Origin of the sequence: Kitasatospora sp. NPDC057198, assembly GCF_042670125.1 — a bacterium.
Classification (GTDB): Bacteria; Actinomycetota; Actinomycetes; order Streptomycetales; family Streptomycetaceae; genus Kitasatospora.
This window is the reverse complement of sequence record NZ_JBHUWH010000019.1, coordinates 1-13,232: the sequence shown is the minus strand read 5'-3', so window position 1 is coordinate 13,232 and position 13,232 is coordinate 1. Positions and strand designations below refer to the sequence as shown.

11 protein-coding genes and 2 pseudogenes are annotated in these 13,232 nt (G+C 71.6%); 10 read left to right on the top strand and 3 right to left on the bottom strand.

The features are described 5' to 3' along the window. Positions 1-102: 102 nt before the first annotated feature. The gene (locus tag ACFUEL_RS04200; protein ID WP_380234421.1) at positions 103-561 is read right to left on the bottom strand and encodes a hypothetical protein; all 459 of its coding nucleotides are present in this window, start codon (positions 559-561) and stop codon (positions 103-105) included. 366 nt (positions 562-927) lie between these two features. Between ACFUEL_RS04200 and ACFUEL_RS04195 the strand changes: the two are divergent. Continuing rightward, positions 928-2,089 (top strand): annotated as a pseudogene (locus ACFUEL_RS04195) (IS630 family transposase). On the opposite strand, the gene ACFUEL_RS04190 reads toward ACFUEL_RS04195, so the two are convergent. Next, on the bottom strand, positions 2,070-2,573 hold the full coding sequence (locus ACFUEL_RS04190; protein ID WP_380234420.1) for an AAA family ATPase: 504 nt from the start codon (positions 2,571-2,573) through the stop codon (positions 2,070-2,072). The pseudogene ACFUEL_RS04195 and the gene ACFUEL_RS04190 sit on opposite strands and share 20 nt — an antisense overlap. A gap of 226 nt (positions 2,574-2,799) precedes the next feature. On the opposite strand from ACFUEL_RS04190, the gene ACFUEL_RS04185 reads away from it, so the two are divergent. The 9 genes from ACFUEL_RS04185 to ACFUEL_RS04145 all read left to right on the top strand — a co-directional run bounded on the left by ACFUEL_RS04185 (position 2,800) and on the right by ACFUEL_RS04145 (position 12,759). After that, positions 2,800-3,279 carry an ATP-binding protein gene (locus tag ACFUEL_RS04185; protein ID WP_380234419.1) on the top strand — a complete coding sequence of 160 codons (480 nt, stop codon included), beginning with the start codon at positions 2,800-2,802 and terminating at the stop codon, positions 3,277-3,279. Between the two features lie 237 nt (positions 3,280-3,516). Next, positions 3,517-3,804, top strand: a complete 288-nt coding sequence (locus ACFUEL_RS04180) for a hypothetical protein (RefSeq protein ID WP_380234418.1) — start codon at positions 3,517-3,519, stop codon at positions 3,802-3,804. Positions 3,805-3,918: 114 nt separating this feature from the next. Continuing rightward, positions 3,919-5,142, top strand: a complete 1,224-nt coding sequence (gene fxlM, locus ACFUEL_RS04175; protein WP_380234417.1) for a methyltransferase, FxLD system — start codon at positions 3,919-3,921, stop codon at positions 5,140-5,142. A 43-nt stretch (positions 5,143-5,185) separates the two neighbouring features. Beyond that, the gene (locus tag ACFUEL_RS04170) at positions 5,186-5,350 is read left to right on the top strand and encodes an FxLD family lanthipeptide (protein ID WP_380234416.1); all 165 of its coding nucleotides are present in this window, start codon (positions 5,186-5,188) and stop codon (positions 5,348-5,350) included. Between the two features lie 111 nt (positions 5,351-5,461). Continuing rightward, a complete protein-coding gene (locus ACFUEL_RS04165; RefSeq protein ID WP_380234415.1) occupies positions 5,462-8,704 on the top strand; it encodes a lantibiotic dehydratase in 3,243 nt (1,080 codons plus the stop codon). Next, on the top strand, positions 8,602-9,702 hold the full coding sequence (locus tag ACFUEL_RS04160; protein WP_380234446.1) for a lanthionine synthetase C family protein: 1,101 nt from the start codon (positions 8,602-8,604) through the stop codon (positions 9,700-9,702). Before ACFUEL_RS04165 ends, ACFUEL_RS04160 begins: the two co-directional genes overlap by 103 nt. 17 nt (positions 9,703-9,719) lie before the next feature. Continuing rightward, positions 9,720-10,574 (top strand): thiopeptide-type bacteriocin biosynthesis protein, encoded by an 855-nt coding sequence (locus tag ACFUEL_RS04155; protein WP_380234414.1) that lies wholly within the window; start codon positions 9,720-9,722, stop codon positions 10,572-10,574. Beyond that, entirely contained in the window at positions 10,571-11,725 is a 1,155-nt protein-coding gene (locus ACFUEL_RS04150; protein WP_380234413.1) for a hypothetical protein, read from the top strand. The genes ACFUEL_RS04155 and ACFUEL_RS04150 overlap by 4 nt, the downstream gene beginning before the upstream one ends. A gap of 98 nt (positions 11,726-11,823) precedes the next feature. Continuing rightward, a complete protein-coding gene (locus tag ACFUEL_RS04145) occupies positions 11,824-12,759 on the top strand; it encodes a hypothetical protein (protein ID WP_380234411.1) in 936 nt (311 codons plus the stop codon). Positions 12,760-13,085: 326 nt separating this feature from the next. Here the strand turns inward: ACFUEL_RS04145 and ACFUEL_RS04140 are convergent. After that, positions 13,086-13,232 (bottom strand): annotated as a pseudogene (locus tag ACFUEL_RS04140) (IS5/IS1182 family transposase); the annotation flags it as partial.

Here is a 13,232-nt window from a genome sequence, read left to right as displayed (position 1 = left end):
GCATGGGTAAGGAAGAACGCGACTCGGGTGGGTTAGTTTATTTTAAGGGCGCTCTTTATGGGCGGCCTCAAGCGTCGTGCGGAATATTCACTTTCGGCTGCACTACTTCTGTGCTGGCCCCAGGGTTGCAGCATCGCCCTCAAGTTCCTCTCGCATGGCGTCGAGCAATTCTTTGCGGTCAGTAGCGGTATCGTCTTGCCACTCTGATTTGGCCGCCCTCTGGAGATGGAGACTCAGAGTCTCCTTATACTTCGTCGCAGCGTCTCTCGTCTTCTGTGAACTAGCCACGAGGACGCCCAGATATGATCTCGTTAGCTCTGTCACCACTTCGCGAGACTCTTCGCGGTACTCACCAAGCGACCCTGTGCGCGATTTCACGAGGAAGTCATTCGAGAGTTGCCAAGTTGAATCGGATGCATTGAGGAATGCGCTGAACGAATCCAGTTTTTCTTTCCTCAGGGATTGTGCCTTGGCTGCGGATATTTCGGCGCTCTTCAATCTAACCTGGGTATCTGCCTGCTTACTGGCGACCAGATAGGTGCCAAGGAATGTGATGATCATCCCTCCCAGGGTAAGTGAGAGGGTCAGCCACCACGGCGAGGAGCTGGACGACGAAGCTGCCAAGGTATCGGTGATCATGTCCTCACCCCACGGAGGACTGAAGGAACTATGTCCTTTCATTTTCAGGCTCCTCCGTAACTGGCGCATGCGGGTGGGTGCCGCGATTGCTACCTGGGCCATGCAAGTGCCCCGACCGTGAGGCAGGGGCGCTGGGCCATCAGCCGTGTTGTTCTCGCTGACTGTGCATCTCGGCCTTGATGTCGTCGCGGGTAGCGACTAGTGCCCTGACCGGGAAGGTTCGCCGGGTTGGTGGTCGTGGCGGTTGGATGTGCGGTGGCGTCCGTTGATCCGATCGTTGGGGGTGTGGTGGCTGAGCCTGTCCGTGTGCGCAGGTTGACCGACCAGGAGGGGCAGAAGCTGCAGCAGATCGTGCGCCGGGGCTCCACCAGTTCGGTGCGGTTCCGGCGGGCGATGCTGCTGCTGGCCTCGGCCGGCGGGAACCGGGTCCCGGTGATCGCCCAACTGGTGCAGGCCGACGAGGACACCGTCCGGGACGTGATCCACCGGTTCAACGAGATCGGCCTGGCCGCTCTGGACCCTCGGTGGGCGGGAGGCCGTCCCCGCCTGCTCAGTCCTGACGACGAGGACTTCGTCGTCCGGACGGCCACCACCCGACCGACCAGACTCGGCCGGCCCTTCACCCGCTGGTCCATCCGCAAACTCGCCGCCTACCTGCGGAAAGTCCACGGCCGGGTGATCCGGATCGGCCGCGAGGCGTTACGGTGCCTGCTCGCCCGCCGCGGCATCACCTTCCAGCGCACCAAAACCTGGAAGGACTCCCCGGACCCCGAGCGTGATACCGAGCCCGACCGAATCGAAGAGGTCCTGGAGCGGTTCCCGGACCGGGTGTTCGCGTTCGACGAGTTCGGCCCGCTCGGCATCCGCCCCATCGCCGGCTCCGGCTGGGCACCTGCCGGCCAGCCCGAGCGGCATCCCGCAACCTACCACCGCACCCACGGCGTCCGTTACTTCCACGGCTGCTACTCGGCCGGTGACGACACCCTGTGACGACATCCTGTGGGGCGTCAACCGGCGCAAGAAGGGCGCCGCGAACACCCTGGCCGCACTGAGGTCGATCCGCGCGGCCCGACCCGACGGCGCCCCGATCTACGTCATCCTGGACAACCTGTCCGCCCACAAGGGCGAGAAAATCCGGCGCTGGGCGAGGAAGAACCGCGTCGAGCTGTGCTTCACCCCGACCTACGCGTCCTGGGCCAACCCGATTGAGGCCCACTTCGGGCCACTGCGGCAGTTCACCGTCGCCAACTCCAACCATCGCAACCACACCGTCCAGACCCGGGCCCTGCACGCCTACCTCCGTTGGCGCAACACCAACGCCCGCCACCCCGACGTCCTCGCCGCCCAACGCCGCGAACGGGCCCGCATCCATAGCGAGAAAGGCATCAGATGGGGCGGACGCCCCCTCCCCGTCGAGCAGCTTCAGGTTTTCAAGGTGAAAGCTGCATGACGACCCGCTCACCCTCTCCGCTGGGCTCCTCGAAGTTGGCCACGTAGCGGTTGAACAGCGTCTCATCCACGGTGACAGAGTTGGCGCCTGCCATGCTATTGCGTCGCTCAAGGCGACGCTCCAGCGTGGTCCGGTCGGCCTTGAGGTGGACCAGCTCCCAGCGGCAGCCATGGCTTTCAATCAACGTCTTGTAGTCGTCGCGGGCGGCGCGACTCCAGAAGCTGTAGTCCACCACCACGTCGCGCCCGGCCAGCATCAGTTCGACCAGCTCCTGGCGTTGCTCGCGGCGGACTTCTTCCTTGAGCTGGTCGAATGCCCCGGCTTCCAGTACCAGGCCGGCGTCACGCTGCCCGAGTCGTTGCCAGACCACCTCGTCGATGGACAACCGAGCGAAACCGCGTCGCACCAGCTCCATCGCATAGGTGGTCTTGCCTGCTCCCGGAAGACCACACATCAGGACCACTGTGCTCATTTGCTGCGTCACGGAGCCAGGTTAGACCCAAGAACACGCTCGCCTCCGTGGCAACCAGGGCGCCCGCTGGCAGCCAGCCCACTGCGGCCGACCGACCCGGCGAACCTATGTGGTCAGAGCACTAGCACGGGCGTTGACTGAACGTCAGACAGCGGCAGCCCCGCTCCTGCAGACCGTCTGCCAATGGCCGGGGTCGAAGGTGCGACATGCCTGTTTCGTCGCCTCAAGGAGAGTCCCCATGCTCGCCGACAGACCTCAGAACACCACTCAGGGCGAGAGTCACCCATTCGGACTGGCGGAAAGTCACCACCGTTGTTCGGAGCGGGAGTTCGCGACCGACCCCAAGTCGGCCGGAGCGGCCCGTCGCTGGACGAGGCAAGTTCTCGCGGACTGTGGCTGGGAGCCTGACAGCGAGGTGGTGGACGACTTCTTGGTGATCGTGGCCGAGCTGGTCACCAACGCCGTGGTGCACGCGGTGGTCCCCGGCCGCGGCGTCCTGGTGCGTTTGAGGCAGGTCGGTGACGGCTGCCGGGTCGAAGTGGTGGACGGTCGACCGGACCTGATGCCGCAGACGGCCCTCGTGCCGCGCGAGGAAGGCGGCCGGGGACTGCTGCTCGTGCGGGACCTGGCGGCGGCCATGGGCGTGGAGAGATCGGGAGAGGACAAGATCGTGTGGGCCAAGGTCCATCACCAGGGCCAGTTGAGGGCAGCAGCATGAAGGCACGACGGCCGGGCGCGGTGAAGCGCGCCTTACTCCGCGCGCTGCGGCTTGGCCGGTCGAGCGCGCCTGCGCCGGTCGCGCCGGCGTTCTCCAGCGCCGGGCTGCTGCCGCGCTGGGCGACGCCCCCGGTCCATTCCGGCGGCCCGGCCCGGCCCGGCCTTCGCCGAGACGGAGCGGGTGGGCGAGGCGTACTGGTGCGAGGTGACGGCGCTGGCGCCCGGGGCAGGGCGCCGGATGGTCCTTGCCACGTTCGAGGCGTCCTCCCCGCGGGTCGCCGCGCTGTGGATCGTGACGAGGCTGCGCGAGATGGCGGAGCAGTTCGACCCGCAGGACGCGCACTGGGCCCGGCAGGTCTTCTCGATCGCCGAGGAGCAGGAGGCCGCGATGGCCGCCATGGTGTTCGGCGAGGACTTCGCGCTGACGCTGCTCGTTGACCAGACGGTGTACGTGCTCTCGGCCGGGGCCAGCACCGGAGCGGAGCCCCGCCTACCGGGCCGGTTGTGGTCGGCCATGACCGTCTGACTCAGCACATGATCTCCCGGGCCGCGCCGACATGCATCGGCCTGGAGTAGGGACGCCCCGACGTCCCCCGCACAGAAGCGCCGCGCTCGCCGCGGCCGACGAGTAGGAGTTGCGATGACCGCCACGGCGGAAACGACCGGCCAGTCCTCTCCCGACCAGCTACGCACGGCCATGGTCGAGGCGCTGCGCTCCAGCGGCGCGATCCGTACGGACGAGGTGGCGGCCGCGCTGCTGGCCGTGCCTCGGCACGTGTTCGCCCCGGAGGTTCCGGTCGCGGAGGCGTACGAGCCGGAGCGGGCGCTGGTGACCAAGCGGGACGGGCACGGGCTGGCGGTCAGTTCGGTGTCGGCTGCGCGGATCCAGGCGCAGATGCTGGAGCAGGCGGACGTGCGGCCGGGGATGCGGGTGCTGGAGGTCGGGTCGGGCGGCTACAACGCGGCGCTGCTGGCCGAACTCGTCGGCCCGGAGGGCGAGGTGGTGACGGTCGACATCGACCCGTTCGTCACCGACCGCGCGGAGAAGTGCCTCGCGGAGGCCGGGTACGAGCGGGTGCGGGTGGTGCTGGCGGACGGCTCCGGGCCGCTGGAGGGCGGTCCGTTCGACCGGATCGTTGTGACGGTCGGGGCGTGGGACCTGCCGCCGGCGTGGACTGGCGCTCTGGTCGAGGGCGGGACGATCACCGTGCCGCTGCGGATGCACGGGCTGACGCGCTCGATCACCTTCCGTCGGGAGGGCGAGCGGCTGGTGAGCGTGTCCGCGACGGTCTCCGGCTTCGTCAAGATCCAGGGTACGGATGCGCACGACGAGTTCCTGGTGCTGCCGCGCGGCACGAAGGAGATCGGGCTGCGCTTCGATGAGCTGGAGCGTCCGGACACCAGCCGTCTGGGCGGCGTGCTGGACACGCCCCGCGTGGAGTGGTGGACCGGGGTGGCGGTCGGCACCCAGGAGCCGTTCGACTCGCTGTACCTGTGGCTGGCGTCCTCGCTGCCCGGGTTCGGCCTGATGTCCGTGGACCCGGAGCTGGACACCGGGACGGTCGCCCCGGCGAACCGGATGGCGTGCCCGGTGATCGTGGAGGGCGGCAGCCTCGCCTACCTCGCGCTGCGCAAGATCAGTGAGGACCCGGTGACGTTCGAGTTCGGCGCGCACGGCTTCGGCCCCGAGGGCGGGCCCCTGGCCGCCCTGATCAACACCGAGGTGCGCAAGTGGGACCGCGACCACCGCACCGGCAGCGGCCCGGTCTTCACCGCCCAGCCGATCGGCACCCCCAACGACGAGCTCCCGGATGGGCTGGTCGTCGACAAGACCCACGTCCGGCTCACGATCTCCTGGCCGTAGTCCGCGGCCAGGTCCTGCACCACCGACTCAAGGAGGAAGCACCATGACCCAGACCCTCACCGGCACCGCCGCGGCGGACGACTTCGAGCTCGACGTGACGATCGTCGAGGGCGCCGACCCGGTGGCCGCGCTGCTGCGCTCCACCGACGACGGCTGTGGCGCCACCTGTGCGGGCACGGCCTGCGCCTCGTTCGGCGGCAACGTCTGACAGCCCCTCTCCCTGTGTGACCGGGCCTGGCGTGCGGCCGTCAAGCCGCCGCACGCCGGGCCCCGGCATTCCCGAAACCTCCTGAATCTCCCGGAATCGAGGCGAATACCCGTGTACGCCGTCGCAGGACCGGCCCTGCTGCGGGCCGCCGCCCGCCCGGCCGGGGCCGGGCCGTCCTGGTGGCCCGACCTGGCCGACACCGGCCCCCACGCCACCGCGAACTGGCGGGCCTGGCTCCAGCACGTCTGGTCGGACGCCGACTTCGCCGCGGCGGTCGAGGTCGGCGCGGGCCCGCAGCTGGCCGCGCGGGTGCGCGAGGTGGTCTTCAACTTCGACCACGTACCCCGGCGGCGGCTGCGTCGGCTGACGGCTTCGGTGATGCAGTACGCGCTGCGCCAGCAGCGGGCGACACCCTTCGGGCTGTTCGCCGGGGTGACCGCGGTGCCCTTCGGCGAGCACGCCGCCACGCCCCGCTGGGGTGCGTCCCGGGCGGTGGCGCGGCCGGATGCGCGCTGGCTGGCCGGTGTGGTGCGGGATTTGGAGGAAGCGGTCGGTGATCTGCTGCCGGTGACGGCCAACCAGCTGCGGGTGCTCCGCGGTGGCCGCGTCGTCCTGCCGGTGACCCGTAACCTCCAGGACGGGGAACCGGCGGAGGTGTCCGTCCGCGCCACTGCCCCGATGCTGGCTGTGTTGGAGGCGGCCGACGGCCCTGTGTCGGTGACGTTCGGCGAACTCGCCGCCCGCTTCCCGGCCGCCCCGGCGGACAAGGTCCACGCGATGCTCGGCGAGCTGGTGCGCCAGGGCTTCCTGATCAGCATCCTGCGGCTGCCGACGACCGCGACCGACCCGCTCGGCCACCTGCTCGCCATCGCCCGCACCACCGGCCTCGACCAGGTCCCCGCCGCCGAAGCCACCTGCAACACCCTTCGAACGGTCCGCGAGCAGCTGGCCCGGCACAACGAGCTGGACGACCCGGCGCAGCAGCAGACCCTGCGAACCCGGCTGACCCGGCAGCTGACCCGCCAACCGGGCGGAGTCCCGGACGGGCCGTCGCCGCTGATGGTGGACCTGCATCTGGACGCCGGTCCCGCGGTGCTGCCCCGGCGGGTGGCGTCGTTGGTGGCCGGCGCGGCCGAGGTGCTGACCCGGCTGTCGCCGTTCCCGAACGGGCACCCGGTGTGGGTGGACTACCACCGCCGGTTCGCCGAGCGGTTCGGACCCGGCGCGGTGGTGCCGGTGCTGGAGCTGGTGAACCCGGACACCGGGATGGGCTTCCCCGCCCGCTACCGGGACTCGGTACTGTCCGACGTGCCGCCGCAGTTCGGCCCGCGCGATGCCCAGCTTCTGGCGCTGGCTCAGATGGCCACCGTCGAGCGCCTGGACCAGGTCGACCTCCACGGCCCGCTGCTGGAGCGCCTCGCCCCGCACCCGGTGCCCGACGGGGCGGTGCAGCCGCACGCCGAGCTGACAGTGCGGCTTTCGGCCTACGGTGTAGGGCCGTTCACCCATGGGGCCGCGCAGTTTGCCCCCGTGGTGCAGGCGGTGCCGCGCGGGGCGGGCACGACCGTGGGCCGGTTCCTGTACCTGCTGGAGCCCGAGTGCCGCCGCGAGCTGGAGGCTGCGATCGCCGCCGTGCCGCCGCTGCGGGCCAACGTGTTGGTGGTGCAGATCTCGGCGCCCCCGCTGTACGCCCGAGCGGAGAACGTGGCCCGGGCCCCGGCGCTGCTGCCCCTGCTGTCGCTGGGCGAGTACCCGCAGATCGGTTCGGTGCTCCGGCTGGAGGACTTGGGCGTGTGTGCGGACGGGCGGCGGATGTGGCTGGTGCGGCTCTCCGACCGCCGCCCGGTGGAGGTGCGGGTCCTCAACGCGGTGGACTTCCGGGTGCACACCGACCCGCTGGTGCGGTTCCTGTGCGAGATCACCCACGCCCACACCCCGTGGCTGACCACGTTCAACTGGGGCGCGGCCGGGCGGCTGCCCTACCTGCCGCGGGTGCGCTACGGGGAGGTGGTGCTGTCGGCGGCGCGCTGGCACCTGCCCGCCGCCGACCTGCCCGGGAAGAACGCGCCCTGGGAGGAGTGGCGGCTGGCGGCGGGCGAGTGGATCGCCCGGTACAACGTCCCGGCGGCGGTGTACCTGTCGCAGAACGACCTGCGGCTGCCGCTGGACCTGCGCCTTCCGGAGCACCTGGTGCTGCTGCGCGATCACCTGCTGCGCGAGCCGACCGCGATCCTGATCGAGGCCCCGCAGGCGGGCGACGACCGGTGGTGCGGCCGGGCCCACGAGGTCACCGTGCAGCTGCACTCCACCCGCACCCCGCTGCCCGCCGCCCGTCCCCGCCCTGGGAGGCCGGTCACCGTCCGGTCCGGGCACCTGCCCGGCGCGTCCGGGTGGCTGTCGGCCCGCCTGTTCGGCAACCCGCGCCGCGCCGACGAACTCCTCTCCCGCGTCCCAGGGTTGATCGAAGGCTGGGTGGTCCCGCCGCAGTGGTGGTTCCTACGGCACACCGACCCCGAGCCGCACGTGCGCCTGCGCATCCCGGTCTCCGCCGTCGCCGCGTGGTCGCTGGCCTCCGAACGCATCGGCCGGTGGGCGGAGCAGATGCGGGAGGAGGGCCTGCTGACGCGGATGGAACTCGACACCTACCTGCCGGAGTCCGGCCGGTACGGGCGCGGGGCGGCGCTCCGGGCGGCGGAGGAGTTCTTCTCCCTCGACTCCCGGGCGGTGCTGGCCCAACTCGCCTACCAGCGCGCCACCTCCACCGATCCGGCCACCGTGACGGCGGCGAGCATGCTCGACCTCGCCGCCGCGCTGCTCGGCCTCGACGCGGGCCACGCCTGGCTGCTGGAGCGGATACCCAGGCACAGCAACATCGCGCTACCGCACTCTGCGCCGCGGCTGGCCGCCGAACTCGCCGACCGCCCGAACCGGTTGGCGCTCACCGGGGAAGGCCGCGCGCTCGCCTCGGAGTGGGAGGTGCGGGGGCGGCAACTGGCCCACTACCGCACGGCGCTCGACCGGGACGGAGAGCTGGAGCCCGGCGACGTCCTCGGCTCGCTGCTGCACCTGCACCACGCCCGCGCCGTCGGCCTCGATCCGCTCAGCGAGCGCACCTGCCACCGCCTGGCCCGCGCCGCCGCCCTCATCCGCACCGCCCAGGCCCGTACCGACCCTGCCAGAGAAGGACAACCGGCACGACCGCCGAACTGCTCGCACCACCCGCCGACGCCTCCGCCCAGTGGGGCCAGTCCCTGGCCAAGGGCGGCCTCGCCACCGCGCTGCTGCACATCGAGCGTGCCGCCACTGGCCGGGGGAGCTGGGACACCGCGCACGAGTGGATCACCGCGTGCGTGAGCCAGCCCGTGAACTCCTTCACCGGGGCCTCCGTGTTCTACGGCGCGCCCGCCGTCGCGCACATCCTGCACCTGGCCGCGAGCCACTGGCCGCGCACCTACCACCAGCCGCGCACGGGCCTGAACTCCGCAGTGGAGCACGTGGTGGAACAGCGCCTGGCCGCCGCTCACCACCGCATCGACACCGCGCAGCGGCCCGAATTCCACGAGTTCGATCTCCTCGGCGGCCTGACCGGCCTCGGCGCGCACCTGCGGACCCGCCGCTCGCAGGAACTGCTGCGCGAAGTGCTGACCTACCTGGTACGGATCACCCTTCCCGTCCACGGACGCTCGGGCTGGTGGACTCACCTCGCACCGAGCGGTGAGCAGGACGACCGCTACCCGGGCGGGCACGGCAACTTCGGCATCGCACACGGCACCCCCGGCCCGCTCGCCCTGCTGTCCCTCACCTACCTCGACGGCACCCGCGTCCCGGGCCAGTTGGAGGCGATCGAACGGATCCTCGACTGGATGGATGCCTGGCAGCAGAACGGCGCCGCCCGCGCCTGGTGGCCCGAGGCCCTGACCGCCGCCGAAGCCGACCAGGGGTGCACCCGGCAGTCGAAGCCGCTGCGCCCGTCCTGGTGCTACGGCACCCCCGGCATCGCCACCGCCCTGCACCACGCCGCCCGCGCCACCGGCGATGCAGACCGCGCCCGCACCGCCGAAGCCGCCTTCCTCGACGCCCTCGAAGACCCCGACCAGACCCACAGCCTCACCGACGGCACCGTCTGCCACGGCACCGCCGGGGTCCGCCTGGCCGCCCGGCGCTTCGCCGAACGCACCGACCACGACATCGCCCTGCGCATCCTCGCCGCCGCCAGCAGCCTGCCCGACCCCGGCACCGACGCCACCGGCCACGGCCTGCTCGAAGGCACCGCCGGCATCGCCCTCGCCCGCTGCTCCCTGGCCGCCGAAGACCCCGGCACCGGCTGGGACGCCCTGCTGCTGCTCGTCTGATCCAAAGGAGAACTCTGGTGCTCGCCACCGGCGACCGCGCCTGGACGCAGGTCCACCTGCACCTGGCCACCGACACCCCCGAGGAGCACGCCGTCCGGCTCCTCGGGCCCGCCCTGATAGCCCTGGAAGACCAGGGACTGATCGGCTGCTGGCACTTCCTGCGCAAGGGCGACCGCTGGCGGCTGCGCTACCGCGAGGCCGCCTCCGGCACCCTGGAGGCCGTCACCACCGCGGCCGCGGTCAACGAGGTCCTGGACATGTGCCGCGAGGCAGGCATGATCGACGACTGGACCCCGGCCATCTACGAGCCGGAGACCTACGCCTTCGGCGGCCACGCCGCCCTGCCCGCCGCCCACCGCCTCTTCCACCAGGACAGCCGCCACACCCTCACCTACCTCGCCGCCGTGCACCGGGGCGAACTGACCGACCAGCGGGCCGAGTTGTGGCTTCTGCTCGGTACGGCCGCGATGCGCGGCGCCGGACTCGACTGGTACGAGATCGGCGACACCTGGGCTCAGGTCGCCGAGAACCGGTCCGCAGACGGCCCCCAGCAGCCGGCCTCGAACCGCCGTCTGGTCGACGCCTCCCGCACCCTGCTCCGGGCCGACACCACCCCCGGCTCCGCCCTCCTGGAAGGCCGACTCGCCCACGCCGCGCCCTGGTTCGGCGCATTCGCCGTCTACGGCCTGACCCTGCGGGCGCTGGCCGACGAGGGCCAGCTGTGGCGGGGGCAGCGCGCGGTCCTCGCCCACCATCAGCTGTTCGCCGCCAACCGTCTCGGCCTGCCCTACGAGCAGCAGGCCGCCCTTGCCTCGGCCGCCGCGGGTGCGGTTCTGGAGCTGGTCAGCTCAGACGAGGCGGTGCTGCGATGACCACCCAGCGCACCGCCCGGCCCACCGGCCCGCTCGGCGACGCCCTCGCCCGCCTGCCCCTCGTCCCCCGCAGGCACGCCCTCGCCGCCCCGTTGGAGCAGCGGGTACAGCAGCTCACCGACCTCGCCCGGCAGGCCGCCGACACCGGGAACCCGGTCACCGCCACCACCGTCCACAACCGCGCCGCGCTCCTCGCCTCCGACCGCGGCCTGCCCGGCCTGGCCCGCGTGCTGTGCCACAACCACGCCGGCTTCTACCTCGCCCACCGCCCGCTGGCCCCCGACCTGGCCCGCCTGGCCCTCGAACCCCTCGTCAACCTCGCCCACCTCGAACTGCGCGCGGGCAACGGCACCGCTGCGCTCGCCGTCCTGGACGAGCTGCTGCGCGCGGTCGCCGACAACGACGACGCCACCCTCCCCGGCGGCCTGATCATCCCCCTCGCCGGGCTGACCGCCAGCAGCGCCGACCGCGCTGACGTCCGCACGTGGCTGAACGACATCCGGGTCTTCGACGGGGCCCGCGCGCTGGTGCGCGACGGCCGCTGGGCTGAGGCCCACCTGCACCTCAAGCAGTCCCCGGCCCCCGGCACCCGCTTCTTCGAGGCTCGCCAGGTCGCCACCGTCGCCATGGCCCTCGAAGGCCGTACCGCCCTCGCCCGCGCCCTGGCCTGCAACCTCCCCGTAGAGGAGGAGTGGGAGTCCGCGATCGCCGCCGCCCTGACCGTGGCGTGCACGCTGCTCGACGGCGCCCCGGCCGACGAGCAGGCCGAGGCCCTGCTCCGCGCCCACGCCGCCGTCGCCCCGTGGGAGGGCAGCGAGGTGTTCGACACCCGCCTGGCCCTGACCGTCGCCGACCTCGCCACCGCCGCCGGGCGGCTCCCCGACGCCGCGGGCGTCTACGTCGCCGCAGTCGGCCGGGCGCTCGCCGCGCCCGAGGGCTACAGCGCCCGCGAACTCGCCCGCCACCGCCTGGCCGACGGCCTGCCCGCCGAACAGCGCCACCGGCTGGCGGCCATCGCCGCCGAGTGCGGTGTCGGCGGCCCGGCCACCCTGACGACCGACCACGACGACCGGATCACTGCCGCCCTCGCCCTGGCCACCGCCGTCATCACCAACACCGCCGCCAAGTCCCTCTCGCCATCGCGGCCGTGACCCGGCCGTCCGTTCGACCACGGACCCGGGCACCGCCGCCGGTCCGGCGCATTCCCCGGCGCGCCTTCCAGTAGGACCCGACACCGAGAGGCACCCGCATGAGCACTGCACCACTCCCCAGCGACGTCATTGAGCACGTCAACGGGAACATCCAGCACGGCAGGAAGGTCTCCGAGTTCCTGGAGTTGATCGAGGATCGCGTCCAGGCCAGCGGCATCCGCCCGGCCCTGCTCACCTTGCAGGAGCTGCTGCCGGACCAGGCCCAGCAGGTCGGCACCCGCCTCGGCCTGGCCTTCGTGGAGGCGCCCAACGTCCGTCCGGGCAAGCGCAACGTGATCTTCTACGACCCCGAGGTGTTCCAGCCCTCCGGAGACTGGACGCACTACCCGGAGGAGATCCGGCACCGCCCCGCCACGGTCCGGCTCTACCTGCTCCACCCGGACACCGGAGCCCGCAGCCGCCGCAAGCTCTCGGCCGCGTCCATCCACGCCAACTTCGGCAACCCCGAGCAGCGAAGCGACCAACTCCGCTCGGTGCTCTCCAACATGGTCAAGGACCTGCGCCTGGGCTTCATCAGCGGCGACTGGAACTCCTGGCCGCAGGGACGCGCCCCGCTCACCATGGACAACGTCGCCGACCGCGCCTACGCCCTGGACCGCTCGGTCCTCGGCGACGACGGCGTCTTCCGTCCCGACGACCGGGCCGACCGGATGCTCACCTACCGCCACATGGTGTGGGTGGGCGGACACGCGGCCACCGTCCTTGGGCAGGCCGGCGCGGACCGGCCCACCACCGAGCACGGGCCCGACAAGGACAGGCAGCGCATCCCGGAGAAGGACCTGCCGCCCGCGGGCCTGGGACCGATCGACCGGACCTACGTCACCGAGGAACTGCTGCCCACGCTCATCAGCGCCGAGATCCTGGCGACACCGGAAGCGCAGGCGCTCTCCGACCACCTCCCGGAGGTCACCCGCTGGGACCGCCGAAAGCTGTGGGCCGTGATGAACGCCAAGGTCAAGGCCGTCCGCCACTGATCCGGAGGTGCCGCCCCGCCCCGACGGGCGCGGGGCGGCACCCGTCACTCACCCGAAGGAACACCCCCTCATGCCCGCCCCCGGTACCAGCACGGCCGCACCGGCCCGCCCTTCCCAGCAGCACCCGGTCCGCATCGCCCGGACCGCCCTGCACCATGCCACCGCGCTCGCCGGTCTCGACCCGACGGGAGCCCGACTCCTCCACGAGGGGCGCAACTTCGTCTTCCGCCTGCCCGAAGGAGTGATCGCGAAAATCCACCGCCGCCGGTACGCCGAGGTACAGCGCACAGCCCGTGCGGCTCAGAAAGTGTGGGGTAATTGGCCTGCTACTGATTGTTGAGGTCGTCGGCGAGGCGGCGGGCTGCTTCGGTCTCGATAGGGCCGTGTGGCTCGATCTCCTCGCCGGCGAGGCGGGCGGCCATGAGGCGGATCATGGCGACCTTGATCATCGCTTCGGCGTGCGCGGTCTTGCG